This window comes from Pseudomonas sp. NFACC08-1 (assembly GCF_900106735.1).
Lineage (GTDB): Bacteria > Pseudomonadota > Gammaproteobacteria > Pseudomonadales > Pseudomonadaceae > Aquipseudomonas > Aquipseudomonas fluorescens_Q.
The window spans coordinates 134,229-152,708 of sequence record NZ_FNNL01000011.1; the positions used below are offsets into that span (position 1 = coordinate 134,229).

Annotated in this window: 16 protein-coding genes and 2 pseudogenes; 6 read left to right on the forward strand and 12 right to left on the reverse strand. The window is 58.9% G+C overall.

Features of this window, described 5'->3' with window-relative positions:
* Window positions 1-527: 527 nt before the first annotated feature.
* From BLU76_RS21755 to BLU76_RS21765, 3 genes are read right to left on the reverse strand one after another with little or no spacing between them, the layout of a single operon-like run.
* Window positions 528-2,261, reverse strand: coding sequence for a LeoA/HP0731 family dynamin-like GTPase (locus tag BLU76_RS21755; RefSeq protein ID WP_092224374.1), 1,734 nt, complete (start codon window positions 2,259-2,261; stop codon window positions 528-530).
* Window positions 2,233-3,972: a hypothetical protein gene (locus tag BLU76_RS21760; RefSeq protein WP_092224376.1), complete on the reverse strand. Its 1,740-nt coding sequence runs from the start codon at window positions 3,970-3,972 to the stop codon at window positions 2,233-2,235. Before BLU76_RS21760 ends, BLU76_RS21755 begins: the two co-directional genes overlap by 29 nt.
* Window position 3,973: 1 nt before the next feature.
* Complete coding sequence (locus tag BLU76_RS21765) at window positions 3,974-4,768, reverse strand: hypothetical protein (RefSeq protein WP_063323019.1); 795 nt, start codon at window positions 4,766-4,768, stop codon at window positions 3,974-3,976.
* 141 nt (window positions 4,769-4,909) lie between these two features.
* Between BLU76_RS21765 and BLU76_RS31050 the strand changes: the two are divergent.
* Window positions 4,910-5,056, forward strand: a pseudogene (locus BLU76_RS31050) (WYL domain-containing protein); the annotation flags it as partial.
* Between the two features lie 83 nt (window positions 5,057-5,139).
* Here the strand turns inward: BLU76_RS31050 and BLU76_RS21770 are convergent.
* The 7 genes and pseudogenes from BLU76_RS21770 to BLU76_RS21800 all read right to left on the reverse strand — a co-directional run.
* Window positions 5,140-5,484: pseudogene (locus BLU76_RS21770) on the reverse strand (RidA family protein); the annotation flags it as partial.
* 26 nt (window positions 5,485-5,510) lie between these two features.
* Window positions 5,511-6,743 (reverse strand): D-amino acid dehydrogenase, encoded by a 1,233-nt coding sequence (locus BLU76_RS21775; RefSeq protein WP_092224378.1) that lies wholly within the window; start codon window positions 6,741-6,743, stop codon window positions 5,511-5,513.
* Window positions 6,743-8,104 (reverse strand): amidase, encoded by a 1,362-nt coding sequence (locus BLU76_RS21780; protein ID WP_256572695.1) that lies wholly within the window; start codon window positions 8,102-8,104, stop codon window positions 6,743-6,745. Before BLU76_RS21780 ends, BLU76_RS21775 begins: the two co-directional genes overlap by 1 nt.
* A 70-nt stretch (window positions 8,105-8,174) precedes the next feature.
* The gene (locus tag BLU76_RS21785; protein WP_063323023.1) at window positions 8,175-8,858 is read right to left on the reverse strand and encodes an amino acid ABC transporter permease; all 684 of its coding nucleotides are present in this window, start codon (window positions 8,856-8,858) and stop codon (window positions 8,175-8,177) included.
* Window positions 8,855-9,511 (reverse strand): amino acid ABC transporter permease, encoded by a 657-nt coding sequence (locus BLU76_RS21790; protein ID WP_092202063.1) that lies wholly within the window; start codon window positions 9,509-9,511, stop codon window positions 8,855-8,857. The genes BLU76_RS21785 and BLU76_RS21790 overlap by 4 nt, the downstream gene beginning before the upstream one ends.
* On the reverse strand, window positions 9,511-10,299 hold the full coding sequence (locus BLU76_RS21795) for an amino acid ABC transporter ATP-binding protein (protein WP_092146180.1): 789 nt from the start codon (window positions 10,297-10,299) through the stop codon (window positions 9,511-9,513). The genes BLU76_RS21790 and BLU76_RS21795 overlap by 1 nt, the downstream gene beginning before the upstream one ends.
* A gap of 75 nt (window positions 10,300-10,374) precedes the next feature.
* Window positions 10,375-11,244, reverse strand: coding sequence for a substrate-binding periplasmic protein (locus BLU76_RS21800; protein WP_063323026.1), 870 nt, complete (start codon window positions 11,242-11,244; stop codon window positions 10,375-10,377).
* A gap of 158 nt (window positions 11,245-11,402) precedes the next feature.
* Between BLU76_RS21800 and BLU76_RS21805 the strand changes: the two genes are divergently transcribed.
* On the forward strand, window positions 11,403-12,431 hold the full coding sequence (locus BLU76_RS21805) for a GlxA family transcriptional regulator (RefSeq protein WP_238992549.1): 1,029 nt from the start codon (window positions 11,403-11,405) through the stop codon (window positions 12,429-12,431).
* A 30-nt stretch (window positions 12,432-12,461) separates the two neighbouring features.
* On the opposite strand, the gene BLU76_RS21810 is transcribed toward BLU76_RS21805, so the two are convergent.
* Both BLU76_RS21810 and BLU76_RS21815 read right to left on the reverse strand, forming a co-directional pair.
* Entirely contained in the window at window positions 12,462-13,400 is a 939-nt protein-coding gene (locus BLU76_RS21810; protein WP_092224384.1) for an AraC family transcriptional regulator, read from the reverse strand.
* 24 nt (window positions 13,401-13,424) lie between these two features.
* Window positions 13,425-14,258 (reverse strand): oxidoreductase, encoded by an 834-nt coding sequence (locus tag BLU76_RS21815; RefSeq protein ID WP_092224453.1) that lies wholly within the window; start codon window positions 14,256-14,258, stop codon window positions 13,425-13,427.
* A 28-nt stretch (window positions 14,259-14,286) separates the two neighbouring features.
* Between BLU76_RS21815 and BLU76_RS31960 the strand changes: the two genes are divergently transcribed.
* From BLU76_RS31960 to BLU76_RS21830, 4 genes are all read left to right on the forward strand, one after another.
* Window positions 14,287-14,412: a hypothetical protein gene (locus tag BLU76_RS31960; RefSeq protein WP_256571999.1), complete on the forward strand. Its 126-nt coding sequence runs from the start codon at window positions 14,287-14,289 to the stop codon at window positions 14,410-14,412.
* A 44-nt stretch (window positions 14,413-14,456) separates the two neighbouring features.
* Window positions 14,457-14,972 carry a sigma-70 family RNA polymerase sigma factor gene (locus BLU76_RS21820; protein WP_092146263.1) on the forward strand — a complete coding sequence of 172 codons (516 nt, stop codon included), beginning with the start codon at window positions 14,457-14,459 and terminating at the stop codon, window positions 14,970-14,972.
* Entirely contained in the window at window positions 14,959-15,942 is a 984-nt protein-coding gene (locus tag BLU76_RS21825; RefSeq protein WP_092224385.1) for a DUF4880 domain-containing protein, read from the forward strand. Before BLU76_RS21820 ends, BLU76_RS21825 begins: the two co-directional genes overlap by 14 nt.
* Before the next feature lie 123 nt (window positions 15,943-16,065).
* Window positions 16,066-18,438 carry a TonB-dependent siderophore receptor gene (locus BLU76_RS21830; protein ID WP_092224387.1) on the forward strand — a complete coding sequence of 791 codons (2,373 nt, stop codon included), beginning with the start codon at window positions 16,066-16,068 and terminating at the stop codon, window positions 18,436-18,438.
* The last annotated feature ends 42 nt before the right edge of the window (window positions 18,439-18,480 follow it).

The window sequence follows — 18,480 nt, forward strand, 5'->3', positions numbered from 1 at the left end:
AGTGCCGTTGCGCAGGCCTACTTGAGGCTGCGGAGGCACCAAACTATGTTTTCACAGAGAATGCATTCGAGCCATCGTTGGTTACACGGATATCCCTCGAGCAAAGGTATTCCATAACGTATTCCAATAAAAACATTCCAATTGAATTTATCTATAAAAATCAAATAGATACCCGATCAATTCAAATTACCCCGGCCCACCATTTCATCATCTAAAGACGTCCACGGACGTCTTTTTTTGTGCCTGAAATCCAGTGAAATCAAGGGTTTTAGAGCTACTGGCTGGCTACTCGGCGTTGGTGCCGGCAGTGGCCATAGTATTTTTTGCGCGGGTTCCTTGGGGGAATGAGCGCGGGTTCAGGAAGTGAAGATGTACGCCAGATACCGTTAGGCCGCTTTGCGGCCCTTCGCGGGCAAACCTGCCCCTACAGGTACTGCGCAATCTTGTAGGAGCAGGTTTGCTCGCGAAGGTCTGCAGGGCAGCCCAATTTGGCTCAACCGACTGGCACTACTCCTTGACGAGCTTCTTCATGCATTTGCCTCAAGCCGCGCAGGCGATAATGTCAGGGCATTCAGCTTGGCTTTCACGGTTTGCAGCTTGGCTTGGTTGGCACTGATAAAGCGCGAGCGCTCTTCCACCGTCTCGACAATCTTCTCAAACGCCTTGAGCTGCGGTGCGAAGAAGTCCAACAGCTTTTCGTCGTCAGCAATGATGTCGTAGATATCCTTGAAGGCGCTTTTGATCATCTCGGCAATCGACTCCTTGGCGCTCTTCAACTCCTGTTCCAGTTCATGCGCTTTATAGGCGTTGAGCAGGTCCGAGGTAAGTGTGATTGCAGCGCCTGCAGGGCCTGCCCACTTTGAAATGGCGCCGGCGATTTTGGTCGCTTGCCAAGGCTTGAATTTGATCGCCACGCCAGTCACTGCGCTGAGCGCATCGCGGGCTGCAAACACCGCCCCCTTGATGATGTCTGGGCTCAGGTTGGCAATGCCCTTGGCAGCCCCGCCCATCGACTTCAATGCACTGTCACCCATGGCATTGAGGAAGCTCTCGCTGGAGTTGAGCTGGCGGCCAATATCCTGAGAGATGCGGCTGGTTACTTTGGAAGACTGGTCGAAGGAGCGGTCAATTGCGCCCTTGATTTTCAGGTTCAACTTGAAACCTACGCCATCTTCGGTGTAACCCAGCTCGTCCTCGAGGAATTCACGAATGTTTTCCAAGCCAAGCGGACGTAACTTGCCCAGCATGCCTTTCTCAAGGTTCTGAAGTTCTTCGAACAGCTCACCGGCCAGGCGTTTGACTTCACGACGACCCGATTCAATGTCTTGGGTGATACGTGCCGATTCTTCGGCATTCTGCTCGGCAAAAGCCTTGAGCCGCTCCAACTGTTCTTCGGCGCGCACCACATGCTGGCCGACGAGATCTCGCACTACATCCATGCCCGTCTTTGCAATCAGCACCGCAGGCACATTGTGCCGCAACACTTGCGTGGTCATGGCTTTGAGATCGTTGATGCGCGAGCGGCTTTCATAGTGCTCTGGCTTGCCAAACCAGAACGGCAGGCCGCGTCCATTCGGGTTGGAGGCCAGGCAGACGATATTCACCTTGGCCAGTTCATCCGGGCTCAGGTTGGCTGCACGCTGCAGTTTGCCTTTGAGGTTGTCCTTCTTGATCGTGGCCTGAGCATCGAACAGTACTTGCTCAGTGAGGTCAGTCACTTCGTCCATCTTGTTGATCACGAAAATGGTCGAGGACAGCTTGTTCAAGTCCCGCAGCACCCACTTGACGATGTCGTTGTGGCTTTCCTTGAGTGGGTTGGTAGCGTCCACGACATACAGAATCAGGTGCGCCTCGGAAATGTAGCGTTTGGTCAGATCTTCATACATGACCTGCTCGCCGTCGACACTTTTTTCCTTGTCGCCGAACAGGCCGGGGGTGTCGACGATTTCGCACTTCTCCGGCAGCCCCTCTGGAGAATAAATGGCCAAGCGATCAGAGGACTCGTCCATGTTGATGTTCATGTCGGCCATGATCTTGCCCAGCCAAGCGGCAATAACGCTTGTCTTGCCGTCGGAGAAGGCACCCAGCAAGGCGATGCGCAGCACATCGGACTCAACGGCTTGTACTGCCGAGTCGATCTTTTGCAACTCGCTACCGACGTCGGCGCCCATCTCACCCAACTCGTCGAGCACCGCACGCAGTTGCTCCAGCCCCTTGAGCGCTGCCTGCTTCTCAACGTTGAACTGATTGAATTGTTCCATACGGCATGTTCTCCAACTGCTCTTTAATAAGGGTCATCAGCGCGATCTGCTGTTCGATGACGGCCAGAGGGCGCTTGAGCGACTCCTCAAGCTGCTGCACGCGGGGCAATACGGTTTCGTCAATGTGCTTGCGAACAGGGGTAAACAGCGTTTTGCGTTCTTCCTTCAAGGCGTTACGGGCTTCGGTGCATGCGTCATCGATCTTCTCCTGAACTTGCCCCTGCGCTTTGCGAATGCGTTTTTCCTTGCTGGTAAAGATGCTCAACACACTCACAAAGATGCCCACCACAGCACCAGCAACGGCGCCGATCAGGTTGCCGATCACCGGAAACGCGGTGCCGATGCCTGCCCCAGCCAATGCGTAGGAGCCTATGTTGAAGGCCATCCACCCGTAGTCACCCAGTTCGAAGCCAAGGTCCAAGTCAGGTGTTTTGTAGTTGATATTCAGGGATTCGGCGTCATAGAGAAGCTGCTCGAACTCTACCCGTGCAACGTCTTCCATCAGGCGCTGGACGGCTTGATGCAGGTCCTGCCCCAAATCATTTAGGTAGGCTTCGAACTGCTCCTGGAGTTTCTCCTTGAGCTCATTCTGCCCACGCTTGAAAGCACGATTGATCTGGCTGGAAATAACGTCGTTTTCACCGAAGTTCTTTTCGACGATATCGTCGGCATCTTCCTTGAGGTCGTTGAAAAGGCTATCCCAAAGATTCCGCCGTCCCGCAACGACCAGCCGTTCGAATCGCTCCCGGGCCGCCTTGATCGCTTCGCGGCACTTCTCGAATTCCGGCTCAGTCCTGGCAACGAAGGCTTCATGGGTTGCGTGCAACGCTTGCAAGGTCGAAATATTCTCAACCAGCAATTCGTACACCTTGGTCTTGTTGCTTTCGATCATGTCCTCTCGGAACGTCGCGAGCTTGGTATGCAGCACCTTGGCGACGGACTTGATCTGGCTGAATTCATACATCTCTTTCGACGAGGCGAAGTGCTTCTGATAATTGCGCTGCTGAATCACCAGGTCCTGGCTACGGGCGGGGTCGATTGTGGTACGCCCAGTTTGCGCATCGCTCGCCAACGACGAAAATGCCAGCAGGCCCTGCACGTAGTGGCCTGTCTGTAAAACTTTGCTGCCCAGTACCGAACGCAGTACGTCCTCGGTCTGTTGCAACGCGGCGGTGGAGTTGCCGTGCGCAGTCAGTGACTCGCGGTCTTCCTCGAACTCGTAGGCGTCGGCATTGCCACGCACGTTGACCAAGGGGCACACCTGAGTCCCCAAACGTAGATAAGAACGAATTTTCTCCGCGGTGGCTTTCTCAGGCTTTTTATTGGTGCCGTTTACATAGAAAACGAGATGCGCCTTGGCTACGGCCTCGCGGACCATATGCGCATACTTGGCCTCGTCACCCTCAATACCAGGCACGTCGATCAACTGAAAGCGTTTGCCCTTGTAGTTCAGGGGGTAGAGCGTATTGCCCTTGGTGAAATCAGCTTCACCCGTGCCGATGATCGAGCCGTCTACACGATGTGCCTGGGCCTTCTTATGTTCATAAGCCAACAGATCGTCGTGCAGCCCTTTGAACTGCTGATTGAGCAGGCCATCCAGTGCAGGAGAGCGCGTCTCAATGCGTTGGAGAACCGGCGTGTCATCGGGGGAGACAGGCGAAGGGGTCGAGACGGCCTCATCGAACAACTCATCAAGTTCGTGCTGGGACATTTCAGGCTCCTGCCAACTTCAGTACCGCCACCGCAGCACCAGCGCCGATCAGCACTCCACCGATGGCGAACATCGACAGCCGGGCCTTGAGGCTCGATATCGCGTGCGCTCGCGCAATGTCCAGACGCTGTGAGGCTTCCTGTTGCTCCAGTGCCAGGCGAGCGCTGGACTCCTGTTCGGCGAGGGTGCGCTTGGCCTCCGCTTCTGCCTCAACTACTTGTTGGCGATGCGCGGCTTCCTGCTGCTGCAACTCTAGCCGTGCCTGAGTTTCTTGCTGGGCAAGCCGCACTCTAGCATCGGCTTCAGCTTGAACAATCGCATTTCGCTCCTGGGCTTCGCGCTGAACGATTTGCGTCAGCTGGGCTGTGCTTTGGCGAATGCTGACCACTTCACCCGTGTACTCGCTGTACAAGGCGTGCAAGCCTTCGCGCACATGTTCGAGGCGAGCGGTAAGGGCTTGCGAGAACTGCTCCAGGTCATCGGCATGCTGTTGCAGCAGTGCCTCGCGGGATTCTTCCTTGAACAGGATGCGCAGTGATTCGATGATTGTGCTCTTGCCAGCGTTGGTCTCACCGAAAAACGCCAGGGTGAACGTGTCCCACTCGGCGTGGGTTTTCAACTGTTCCAGTTCGCTGTCGAACCGCCCCCGAATGTCACGCAGTTTTTCGGTGATGTTACCGATTTCACGCTTGCCATCTTTGTGCTCGACGTTAAGCGCGAGAATGTCTTCCATGGCGCTGCCAATACTGTCCGAGACATCGGTATAGAGGCGGTTGAGATCTTCAGTGGCGTTCATTGCGCGTCCTTGTAATGAAGTAATGTCAGGCAGGATTTTGTTTGCCAATAAACGCAATCAACTGGAGCCCTGAACATGCGGGGTAGCCGAGGCTATGGTAAACGCTCAAGCATTAATGGCATATAGCCATAATGTTGATATGCCCTGCACATCGACGGGCTGGCACTGGCTTATGCGCATACCAGGGTGCTGGAAGTGCCTGATCGGCCGATTCGGCCCGAGGTGCTGTGCCCTTTGCTTAAGGCCTGCCGCGAAAGCCTGCGTCTGGAAACCGAATACGTATCAGTCACTTAGCGATTATCGCAAGTGCCTTTTTTGCGCCTAAAAGAAAACCTCAGCCCCGCCTTCCCCCCCCCCGAAGCAAGTTTCCCAGCCACAACCATGATCTCCACCAGCACCTCAGGCCGCGCCAGACGTGCCTGAACAGTGGCCCGTGCCGGCGCACTATCAGTTGGCAGCCAGGCGTCCCACACCGAATTCATCAGCGCGAAATCACGATCAATGTCTTTGAGCCAGATCTGTGCGCTCACAAGCTGGCCCTTGTCGCTGCCCGCCAGCGATAGCAAGGCTTCTATCTTGGCCAGCACCTGCTGCGTCTGCTCTTCGATGCCAACCTGTAGATCAGTGGGCACTTGGCCGGAGAGGTAAAGCAGGTCGCCGTGACTGACCACACCGGACATCCGCGCGTTGCTCTGAAAACGTTGAATCGTTGCCATCGGGTTTATTCCATGAATTGAGGAAGTTAAAGCGCCGTGCCGCCGATCAATCGGACCAGACGTTGGGCGCTACCAAATGCCAATGTCATGCCCAGGGCACCCTGGCCGCAATTGACGTACAGGTTGTCACAACCACTGGTGGCCAGAATCGGCCGTCCGGTGGGGGTCGCCGGACGCCAACCGGTCCAGGGCTGGCAATCATCGGCGTTCCATTCCAGACCGAACAATGCTTGCGTCGAGGCTTTCAGTTGCTCGATACGCTTAACGGGAATCGACGCATCCAGCCCACACAGCTCGACCATCCCAGCAACGCGCAAGCGATCACCGATCCGGGCGAACACTGTTTTACGCCGCATGTCCGTCACGCTGACCGTCGGTGCATTCATCGAATCAGTGATCGGCAACGTAATGCTGTATCCCTTGAGCGGGTAGACCGGCATGCGCACACCGAACGCAGATAACAACCCCGCACTGTAAGCGCCAGCCGCCAGCACGACCGCTTGCGTCCCTAAAAGACCAGGGCCTTCGATGGCATGGTGAATCTCCAACGCGGTGATGTGCCCGCGTTCACGTCGGAAAGCGGCAACCTCACTGTCGAACAGAAAACGCACCCCCTGCGTGCTCAACAACCTCGCAAGCTCCTGACAAAGCTTGCGCCCATCGACCGCGCATTCGCTGTCGGTATGGATCGCACCGTGAAACGCCTTCTTATAGCCCTCAAGTGCAGGCTCGATCGACAAGGCTTCGGCGGGGCTGACGATTTTTTGTTGCCTGGCGCCTTGGGCGGCCTGGAATTTCACCTGATCGCCGGCCTTGCGCAGGCTTTCAGCATCGGGGTACAGAACCAGTTTGCCGGTCCGGGCGAAATCGCATTGCACCTTTTCCTGACTGATGAAGGCGTCCAGCGCCAGCCGACTTTCATGCGCCAGTTCCAGCAACTCGACAGTCGTCTGGCGCGAAACGGACGTACGGCAGGCCGCGAGAAACTCCACACACCAGCGCCATTGTTCCAAGCTCCATTGCGGCGAAAACTTCAGCGGGCCGTTGCGCGCCAACAGCATTTTCGGAATGCCCGGCAACAGGGAGGGATCAGCCAGCGGTTGCACATAGCTGTAGCTCAATTGCGCCCCATTGGCGGCACTGGCCCCCATGCCCGCCTCCCCCGCACGATCGATAACGGTGACGGTATGACCGGCCTTGTGTAGAAACCAGGCACTGCTCAAGCCAACGATTCCAGCGCCGACGACACAGATTTCCATTACGCCACCACCCTGTCCGACAGGTCCCAACCCACAGGTCGCCGTTGGTGCCAATCACTGACTTGCTGGTAGGCATGGGCGATCCGCAGCACCAACGGCTCGGCGAAGGCACGCCCGACAATTTGCATCGAGACCGGCATGCGTTGCTCGTCAAAGCCCACCGGCAGCGCCACTGAACAGAGATTGAGCAGGTTGGCGAAACGGCCGAGCAAGGCCAGCGGCGTACCGTACTCATCGACCTGACTCAACGGCACACTGCCAATGGCGTTGGTTGGAAACGCACAGGCATCGACCTGGGACATGGCTTCGTCCATGGCTTGACGGGCAGCACGTCGCTGGTTGTGCAAATGGATGTAAGCCGCCGCGTCGATGGCGCGCCCGCTCAGCACCCGACGCTGCACATGAGGATCGAAGCGTAGATCGTCGCGCTCGAACAAACTGCCAAGGCTGGCGTAGCCTTCGGCGCTCATGAGACCACCGGCAACGCGCATGCACTGCTCCAGTGAAGTCGGTAGCGGCTGTTCGACCAGATGCATGCCCAGTGCGGCCAATTGCTCAAGCCCCTGGTCGTAGGCTGCCAATACGCCAGGCGCGATGTGTACGCGTTCGGTCTGAGGCAGCACCCAGATACGCAGACCGGCCACCGGAAGATTCAAACCTGCTGCGGCGCTGAACACTGGCGACTTGGCCGAGACCGGATCCAGCGGGTCCGGCCCCAGCAGCGCATCAAGCATCCACGCGGCGTCTTCGACGGTGTGCGTAATCGGCCCTACCGAATCCAGCGATGGGCACAATTCAATCAAACCGTGACGGCTGACCAACCCACGCGTGGTTTTCAGGCCAACCAGACCACACATGCCTGCGGGAATCCGCACCGAGCCGCCGGTGTCGGTGCCCAATGCCGCGCTTGCCAACCCGCCGGCCACGGCCACCGCTGAACCACTGCTGGAACCCCCTGGCGCACGATGCACGTCGGGGTCCCACGGGTTCCACGGCGTGCCCATCACGGCATTTGTGCCCCACCCTCCGAAAGCGAATTCGACGGTGTGGGTCTTGCCCATGATGATCGCCCCGGCGCGCTCCAACCGCTGGACTGCCGTGGCGGTGAGCCGAGAGATGCGCGGCGTCTGTGCCAGCGAACCACCGGTTATGGCCTTGCCGTCGATTTCGAACAAATCCTTGATCGCAATTGGAATGCCGTGCAACGGCCCCAGGTGGACACCGGCGGCCCGCTGCCGATCGGCGGCGATGGCGGCACCGAGCGCGCGCTGGGGATAGGCCTCGACATACGCATTGAGTTGACCGTTGAAGCGCTCGATCCGCTCCAATTGCGCGCCAACCAGGGACTCGCTCGTGAGCATTCCGGACTCCAGCGCTTGCCGCAACTGGCCAATACTCTGAGAAGCGGTTCGATCCATGATGTTCATGTGTTCAACCTCGAATGGTTTTGCGCCCGCGAGAAAATCGTGCTTCCAGCGCTCGCGACAACAGAGAAAGAGGGAAAGCGATGACGAAATAGAACAACCCCACCAGCAGGAAAATATGCATCGGCAAAAAGGATTCGGACGCGATGGCGCGGGCCGCCAGCATCAACTCATCGGTGGCGATCAAGGCGCACAGGGAGCTGTCCTTCAGAATCGACACGTAGGCATTGAGCAACGGCGGCAACATGCCGCGAATGGCTTGTGGAAAGATCACGGCGGTGAAGGCTTGCAATGGCGTCAGGCCGGTGGCGATGGCCGCCTCACGTTGGCCGCGATGCAAGGAGTCCAGTCCGCCGCGCAGGATTTCCGCGACGTAGGCCGAGCCCTGCAAGCCCAGGCCGATGGCCCCGGCCCAATAACCCGACAACGTCAGCCCGAGGCTGGGCAGGGTGAAATACAGCGCCAGCAGCAACGCCAGGAGCGGCACCGCACGCATCCCCTGAATGAAGAACACCGCCGCATGCTTGAGCCAGACGCTGTGGCTCTTCATCGCCCAGGCCAGTAACGCGCCCAACATCGCCGCCAGGGCGAAGCCTGTCAGGGACAGCTCGGCGCTGACCCGTGCGCCGAGTAGCAGGCGAGCACTCCAGTCGCTCCAGTACTCCGGGTATTGCTGGAAAAAACTGATCATCGCGCCGCCCCCAGATGACGTTCAAGTCGGATGAACCCCACGCCAATGGGCAGGATCATCGCCGCATAGATGCACATCACCGCCAGATAAATCAGCGAGGTCTGGAAGGTGGAGGTCACAAGATTGCGGGCAAGGAACATGATTTCCGGCACGGCGATGGCCGAGGCGATGGACGTGTCCTTGATCAGTTGCGTGACATAGTTGGCATAAGCCGGCAACGCAACACGCAGGGCCTGGGGCAAGAGGATGTAGCGCAGAATCTGCATACGGTGCAGGCCGATGGCCTGCCCGGCTTCATGCTGGCCAACATGCAGCGACTGCAAGCCGGCTCGGAAAGTATCGGCCAGCACTGCGCTGCCTACCAGGCTCAAACCGACGATGGCCGCCAGCCACGCGGGCAGATTGATTCCCAGATAGGACAGCCCAAAGTAGATCAGAAACAGGTGCGCCAGCGCCGGCACATTGCGCATCCATTCAATGAAACAGGCGATGGCGCCGTGTACCAGTCGCGATCGGCTGAACGTCAGTAAAACCGCCAGCACCAGACCGCCCACGCTCGCCAGCACTAAGGTGCAGAGGGCGATTTCCAATGCGCTCATTGCGCCTTTGAGGAGCAAGGGCAAAAGCCCGAGGAAAGCTTCCAGGTTCGCCATCAAGCGCTCTCCACAGCCATGCGTCCAAGAAAACTGCGGGTACGTTCGTGACAAGGGTTATCGATCACTTGCCTCGATGGCCCCTGTTCGACAATGCGCCCGCCGTCCATGAAGATCACCCGATCCGCCACATCGCGGGCAAACCTCACTTCATGGGTGACCATGATCATGCTGCGGCCCTCTTCCGCCAGCTCGCGAATCACGGCCAACACTTCGCCCACCAACTCGGGATCCAACGCCGAGGTCGGTTCGTCGAACAGAATCACTTTTGGTTGCTGGGCCAAAGCCCGGGCGATGGCGACTCGCTGTTGCTGACCACCTGACAATTGCTCGGGATAAGACTCGGCCTTGTGCCGCAGATGGACTTTTTCCAGCATCGCGTCGGCCAACTCATACGCCTGCTTGCGCGGCATCCCCTGGGCCTTGATGGGGCCGAGCGCAACGTTGTCGCGCACGTTCAAGTGCGGCCACAGATAGAACAACTGGAACACCATGGCGATCTCGCGGCGCTGCGGCGCCATTTCCCGGTCGCTCATCAGCCGCGAACGCTGGCCATCCCTGACCTGACCGATCAACTCGTCTCCCAACCAGATCTCGCCACTGGTGGGTTTTTCCAGGTAATTGATGCAGCGCAGGCAGGTGGACTTTCCAGATCCGCTTGGGCCAATCAGTGACAGGGTTTCACCGGGTTTCAACTCCAGGCTGATGCCCTTGAGCACCTCCAGAGCGCCATAGTTCTTGTGGAGTTCGTGCACACGCAGCAACGCCGCACCGGATGGGTTCGACATGTTGGCTCACCTCTTATTGTTGTAGGTCTGGCGATGAGTCGTGCCGGTGTCTGGACCCGCCCCATCGCCTCACACTTACTTGCAGCCGGGCAGTGTCCAGTCCGCTGGACGATCGACGCCCAGGCGCAGGTCCTTGCCTTCGGGCATGAACCAGACATCCTGAGTCAGGCCGTAGCGAGCGCCGATCTTGCGCATCTCACAGTTTTTCCAGAGCGTCTGAATCTGTGCGTTGACCGCCGTCACCAGTTCCGGGCTGGCCTTGTTGAAGCCGAACACCACCTGGCCCAAGCCAGTCAGCAGTGGGAAATTCGGATCGTTGTCGACAAAGGCGTTGAAATGCAGGTGCCATTGCTCATTGCGGGAAATGGCGTATTGCATGACCGGTGGATCGCCGATCACCGCATCGATGCGTCCGGCGAGCAGATCGCGAACGGCCGCATCGGATGTGTCATAAAGGGCGACTTGCAGGCCATCGATCTTGCGCATCTCAGGGATGAACGAAAAGCCGGTGATGGTGCCGACTTTCTTGCCTTGCAAATCCTTGAGGCTGTTCCAGTTGGTCTTGTCCGTCTGGGTAATACCGTTCTTGAAGTAGTGAATAGGATCGCTCAAGGTCATGATTTTCGAGCGTTGCTCGGTCCAGCCCATGGTGCCTGCCATGACATCCACTCGCTTGGACTGCACCGATGCGATCGTCCCAGACCACTCCATTAATGCCGGTTTGACCTTAAGGCCCAGTTTTTCAGAAATTTGTTGAAGGATTTCACCGTCATAGCCGACCATCCGACTATCTTGATACCCTGTTCCTGGCATATCACCACTGAAGGCGATGGTCAGGCTTCCCGGCTCTACTGTCTCCAATGCGAACACCGGCGCCGCAGCCAGCACGGACACCAGAAACCCGGCACAAATACCGGAAAAACGCTTAACTTTGGACGTCTTCATCGGATGCTCCTCGATAGTTTTCAGGGTGGCAGCGGAACGTTTCGCATGGGCCCATCGTAGTGGGAGCGGCGGTATAACCAGTTGGATGCTTTGCACGAATGATTGAACATTTGCGACATTCTGGCGGCACAGAGCCTGTAGCCCCCCAGGAAAGCCTCGTGGACGGGCTCGATCATGGGCAGGCGCGTCATCCCCCCATGCGCCGCGGCACCGCCGAGTTGTCTATTGGCATCATGTTGTGGCCACGCTTCCCCTTGCTGTCACTGTCGGGGCTGACCGATGCGCTGCGGCATGCCGCCGATACGGGTGATCAAAGCCGCCCCATACGCTGCCAATGGAAAGTACTCGGCACGCCCGGGCAAAGAGTCATTTCCAGTAGCGGACTGGACGTACCGATCGACAGTGAACTCACTGACCCGGAACGTTTCGACTACATCGTGGTGATTGGTGGATTGCTCGATTTCATCGAGGCGGTGCCGAAAACCTATCCCGCGTTTCTCCACCAGGCCGCCGCCGCACAAGTGCCGTTGATCGGCCTGTGCACCGGCAGCTTCGTGCTCGCGCGACATGGCCTGATGGAGGGGCGAACGGCGTGTGTCCACGCCTATCATGGCGACGACTGGAAGCACCGGTTTCCCACGTTGCGCTTTGTCATCAACAGAGACTTTCTGATCGACCGGGACCGGATTACCTGCGCTGGCGGTGTTTCAGTTATCGAGTTAGCACTTCATCTGATCGGCATGCATTGCGGGCCGGATCGGGCCGGCAAGGTTGTGCATCAGATGACGGTGGCAAAGAACACGTCCAACAGTTTCGTCGACCGACGCAAGGCTCTCGGATACGCCAGTTCATCCAATCGTCGGCTACATGAAGCCGTGATGTTGATGGAAAAACACATGGCCCACCCCCTCGATATCGAGGCCATTGCGCACCTGCTCGGCACCAGCAAACGACAGTTGGAACGCCTGTTCGTCGCTGAAACCAACAGCAGCCCAGCCCAGTTCTACCGCCAGGTCCGACTCAGGTTTGGCAGATGGCTGCTGGTGAGTTCCGATCGCCAGATTGGCGAGATCGCCTTTGAATGTGGCTTCGCGGATGCACCGCATTTTATTCGGCACTTCCAGAGCATGTTTGGCCTCTCCCCGGGAAAGTTACGCAAAGCCTTGATGCAACAAGAAGGGAAGTAACGCCGCACGGCTTCAACCATGTCGTCAGCGCTAATGCGACGACACATAAATGGACGGCGTGGCAGGGGCCGGCAATGCATAGGTCGCCTTCATCCACTCCACCTCAGCCTGGGGCGTTCGCCCAAACAGGCGCTTGAACTCGCGGCCAAATTGCGAGGCGCTTTCGTAGCCCACGCTGAACGCCGCCGTCGAGGCGTTCATGGCGTTGCGCAGCATCAACAGTCGCGCCTGGTGCAACCGCGTCGACTTCAGGTATTGCATGGGCGAGGCGTCCGTCACGCTGCGAAAGTGCACGTGGAAGCTGGGCACGCTCATGTTGGCTTCGCGGGCGAGCGCCTCGACATCCAGGCGCTCCTGATAGCTGCTGTGAATCTTGCGGATCGCGCGGGTAATCTGGCCGAAGTGGCCCTGGCGACCCAGCGCCGCGCGCATCGAGCCGCCCTGTTCGCCGGTGAGGATGCGGTAGTAGATTTCCCGCACCAACGACGGTCCGAGAATGGCCGCGTCACCCGGCGTGCTCATGGCTTCCAGAAAGCGCAGCGTCGAGGCGTACAACCCATCATCCATGGGTGAGGCGTACATGCCCTTGGGCGGAGCATCGCTCGGGCCGAGCGCCTCGTCGACCTGCAGTATCAACTCGCTTGCCAGTTGCAGGTCCAGGCGCATATACACCGCCAGCATGGGCTCCGCTTTGCTGGCGTCGGTTTCCATGGTGAACGGCACGGGAACGGACACCACCAGATAATGCCGGGCATCGTAGACGTAGAGGTCATTCCCCAGGTAGCCGCGCTTGCGCCCTTGGCACAGGATCACGATACCGGGGTCATACAGGACCGGCGTGCGGCTCAATGGCCGGTTCGAGCGCAGGAAACGTACGTCCTCCAGGGCGCTGAGGTTGTAGCCTTCCACCGGCGCCAGCCGCTCCATCAACGCCACCATGCGTGCGGTATGCGGATCAGCCTGGGTCATCCAATTCTCCTTTCCACGGGTCGCTCAGCCGTCGGTCGAACAGGTCAGCGCTTCCCATTGATCGATCTCGCTGGCGGCCCGACTGAGCTTATCGCGCACCAGGCTCAATGCATCGCTGCCCAGCAACAGATGGGCGGGCGGCGTCGGGCTGGCGATCACCTGCAACATCGCCCGCGCCGCCTTGTGCGGGTCGCCAAGTTGCTTGCCGCTTTTTTCCTGGCGCGCCTGGCGAACCGGGTCAAAGCTGGCGTCATAGTCGGCAATGCTGCGCGGGGTGCGCTGCATCGAGCGACCGGCCCAGTCCGTTCGAAACGAACCGGGCGCGACGGCCGTCACGAAGATATTGAACGGTCGCAGCTCCTTGCTCAGGGTATCGGAGATCCCTTCCAGGGCGAACTTGCTCCCGCAGTAGTACGCAATGCCCGGCATCGTGATGGTGCCCCCCATCGACGTGATGTTAAGGATATGCCCGGCGCGGCGCCGGCGGAAATAGGGCACGAAGGCCTTGGTCACCGCCACTGCGCCAAACACGTTGACGTCGAACTGGCGCCGCAGCTCTTCCAGCGGCGATTCTTCGAAAATGCCCTCGTGGCCGTAGCCGGCATTGTTGACCAGCACGTCGACCGGGCCGTGGGCGGCTTGCGTGGCGGCGACCACGCTGTCGATTCGAGCGAAGTCGGTGACATCCAAAAGAACACCGTGGGCCCGGTCGGCAGACAATTGCTCGAAGGCCCGCAAGGCCGCCTCGCTGCGCACGGTGCCGATGACCCGGTGGCCAGCCGCCAGCGCTTCCTTGGCCAGCGCGTTGCCGAAACCACTGCTCACGCCGGTGATGAAGAGGGTTTTTATGCGGTGCATGGCGAACTCCTGTCGGTAGGTGTGCGCCATGGTAGCCACCAGCCTGCGGGCCACCTATGCCGGTTTGCCTCGCAGCCTTGCCTATTCCTATCAGGCAAAGAACACCGTGGCGAACGCCAGGGTCGGCAAATTTGCCCTGGGGTCCCGGGCCTGAATATAATGCGAGTCATTATCAATTATGTAGTTTCCGGGATGCTGATGCGCAGCAACGACACACTGGGTGATGCCAATCTCGCGCTGCTCTATCGCAGCCACCATTCCTGGCTGCACAGCTGGCTGAGCCGGCGCATCGGCTGTCACGAGAGCGCAGCGGACCTGGCGCAGGACACGTTCGTGCGTCTGCTCAAATCCCGTCAATCAGGCCCTTTGCGCGAGCCCCGAGCCTACCTGAGCAGCATCGCTCGCGGCCTGATGATCGATCGGTATCGCCGTCGCGAGCTCGAACGCGCCTACTTCGAGAGCCTCGCGCTGCTTCCTCCTCAAGCGGCACCCTCTGAAGAAGAACGCTTGCTGATTCTTGATAGCCTCGAACGGATCGACCGCCTGCTCGACCAGCTCAAACCGAGGGTTCGCGAGGCTTTTCTACTTGCTCAGCTCGACGGCCTGACCTGCCTGCAAATAGCCGAAAAACTGTGCGTTTCCCGTTCTACGGTTGAACGCGACTTGGCCAAGGCCCTGCAACACTGCTATCGCTTGCGTTATGCCGAACAGTAAGACGCAAGCGCTGGATCCGGCGGTGGTCGACCAGGCGATCCACTGGCTGGTGCGCCTGCGCTTCAATCCTGCCGATGAGCAAACCCAGCGCAGTTTCGAACACTGGCTGCAGCAGCGCCCGGAACATCGGTTAGCGTGGCAGCGTGTGGAAGCGCTTGGCGATGACTTCGCCGGCGTGCCACCTGATTTGGCCCGGCACACCCTCAAAGGCGCCCGCTCAGGCATGCATCGACGCCAAAGCCTCAAGCTACTGGGTGCATTGGCCACCTTGGGTGGTGCGACCTGGCTGGGCCGCGACTACACACCGCTGCCGGCCATGCTGGCCCAGCAGCACAGCAGAACCGGCGAGCGGAAGCGCTTCCAACTCGATGATGGCAGCCTTATCCAGCTCAACAGCGACAGTGCGGTCGACAGCTATTTCAATGCTCAGCGGCGCCTAATCGTTCTGCGGCGCGGCGAAATCATCGTCAATACCGGCGCCGATGCGGGCTCGGCTCAACCGCGTCCTTTCTGGGTACAAACCCGCGACGGATTGATAAGCACTCTGAATGCCCGGTTCCTCGCGTATGAGCGTGACGACGGAACCCTCATCGCGGTGCAGCGCGGCGCAGTCAGCGTCTTTCCTGGATCCAGCCAAACCCTTACGGTCAACAACACCGTCCAGGCCGGCAATCAGCGGCTGTTCACCTCGGATGGCGTTCGTGAATTCAAGGATAACGGCCTGGATGTATGGAGCTGGAGTGACGGGGTGATCAGCGCACGCAATATGCGCCTCGGTGATTTCATCGGGGCCTTGTCGCGCTATCGCCCCGGCCTGTTGCGCTGCGCCGAAGAGGTCTCGGGCCTGCGGGTTTCCGGCACCTTTCAACTCGCCGACACCGACCAGGTACTGGCATTGGTTGCGCAGTCACTGCACCTGCGGATTGATTATCGAACCCAATATTGGGTGACGTTGAGCGCCGCCAGCTAAGTATTTTCTTCGCCGCCTATCAACATCAAATAAAAATGAGGTGATTTCTCATTCTCGTTCGGCATGTAAGAAAAGGCCGACCTACAGGCCGATCTGCCGATCCCCTTTCCACGGAGCGAGTTAATGAGTGCGTCCCCGGTTCCCCAGCGTCATCTACTGAATCGTGCCATCCACGGTGCGATCTTCGGCGTCATCGTCAGCAGCTATGCGCTACCCACCCTGGCACAGCCCTCGACCGTTGAGCAGACCCACCCGGTGCACCAGTGGAACATTCCCGCCGGCCCCCTGGCACCGGCGCTTGACCGCTTTGCCCGCGAGGCGGGTATCAGCCTTTCCTTCGATGCTTCAAGCGTAGCGAACCGCAATACCCGGGGCGTGAGCGGCACACTCGATACGTCCGAAGCCCTGTCGTCATTGTTGCAGGGGAGCGACATGGCGATACAGCAGCAAGGCCCGAACGCTTACTTGCTGACGCCGCAAACCAAGGCTGATGCCGAACTCGAGGAGTATCGCCTTGCGCCCATCCTCGTCAACGCCAAGGCCAGGGTCGATGGCACCGAAGACCCCAACTCGGTGGTCGCCCAGGAACTCTGGGTCGGCGGCAAGGTGGCCACCAGCATCCTCAACACGCCCGCCTCGGTGTCCGTGGTGACCGACAAGGAAATGAAGCAACGCAGCGTGAGCACGACCGAAGAACTGCTGCAATACACGCCAGGGGTCATTACCGACTATTACGGCACTGACGACCGCAACGATTACTTCCAGATCCGCGGCTTCCAGGCCACGACCTATCGGGACGGCCTGACCCTGGGGTCGATGCGCGGTGTGCGCGAAGAGCCTTTCGCCTATGAGCGCGTTGAAGTAATACGTGGAGCCAACTCGACGCTGTTCGGCCCGGCCGACCCGGGCGGCTCGGTGAACTTTGTCAGCAAGAAGCCGCGCTTCGACAAGTTCGGCCAGGGCTACGTCACCTACGGTTCTTTCGACCATGTCGAAACCGGCATCGATGTCGGGGACTCGCTGAACGAAAACAAAACCGTGGCCGGTCGCTTCACGGCAAAGATGCAAGACAGTGATCGCGAATACGACCACTCACGGGACGACAACAAGTTCTTGATGGGCGGCCTGACCTGGTCACCCACGGACTTCACCTCCGCCACCGTGATCGTGGATTACCTGAAAACCCAAAGCTCGCCCAACAGCGGCGGTTACCCGCTGGACAAGGAATACGACCGTGACAAGTTCTACGGCGAGCCCAGCTACAACTTCCACGATGTCGAACGTACCAACATCAGCGGCACCTTCAGCCATGATTTCGACAACGGCTTCGTGCTGCGCAGCAACCTGCGCTACAGCAAACTGACCGATGATTTCGGCTATGTGTTCCTCAGCGACTCCCCTACCCGCACCGGCACTACCGTCCCGCGTTATATCTTCGGCACTGACAGCGACGCCGAGCAACTGAACGGCAACTTGATGCTGCAATACGATGCCCGCTTCGAAAACATCGACAGCAGTACGTTGGTGGGCGTGGAGTATGGCGATTCTTCCACCGAGGAACGCTCCGTCTATGCCACGACAGGCTCCATCGACCTGGCCAACCCGGTGTTCACGGGTGTGCCCAGCGGCGTAGCGCCCTATAGCAACGACAAGCTCGACACAAAAACCAAGGCCGTGTTCCTACAGCAGAACCTGTCCTTCTATGAGCGCTTTATCGTCACCGCCGGTGTGCGCAACGACTCGCTGGATCTGTCCAATACCGACATCAACAACGTAAAAGAGTCGGATAACTTCTCGGAAACCTCCTATCGCGGCGCACTGACCTATATCGTCAACGACGAAGTCTCCACCTACGTCAGCATGGTCGAGTCGGTCTCGCCACCAACGGTGGGTGTAGTGCCGAAGACGGGCACGCAATACGAAGTGGGGGTGAAATATGCGCCCATCGGTATGGACGCGTTGTTCTCGGCGGCGGTCTACGACCTGACCCAGGAAAACGTCAGCATTGCCGTCGTACTGCCCAGCGGTGTCATCGAGCAGCAAACCGTTGGCGAATCACGTGTGCGCGGCCTGGACCTGGAAGCCAAGGCTGAGCTGACCCCCAACCTGAGCCTGGTGGGCGGCTACTCCTACATGGAGTCCGAAGTGTTGCGCGGTACGTTGTACGACGGCAGCTCACTCAAAGGAAATGAGTTCGCCACGGCCCCCAAACACTCCGCGTCGCTGTGGAGCTATTACAACATCCCCGACACCGATGTCAGCGTTGGCCTGGGCGCACGTTATGTGGGTTCTTACTACTTTGACGCGGCCAACACCGGCACCAGCGATGGCACGACGCTCTTCGATGCGGCCTTCAACTACAAACTCTTCAAAGGCACTGACCTGGCGGTTAACGTCAGCAACCTGCTGGATGAGCAACATGTGGTTGGTTCGGGGACCGCGAATTACTACAACCCGGGCCGTGAAGTGACCGCGAAGTTGAGTTACAACTGGTAAAGAGTTGGCCGTTCATGATGGGGCGTCGGCTTGATGCGGGTC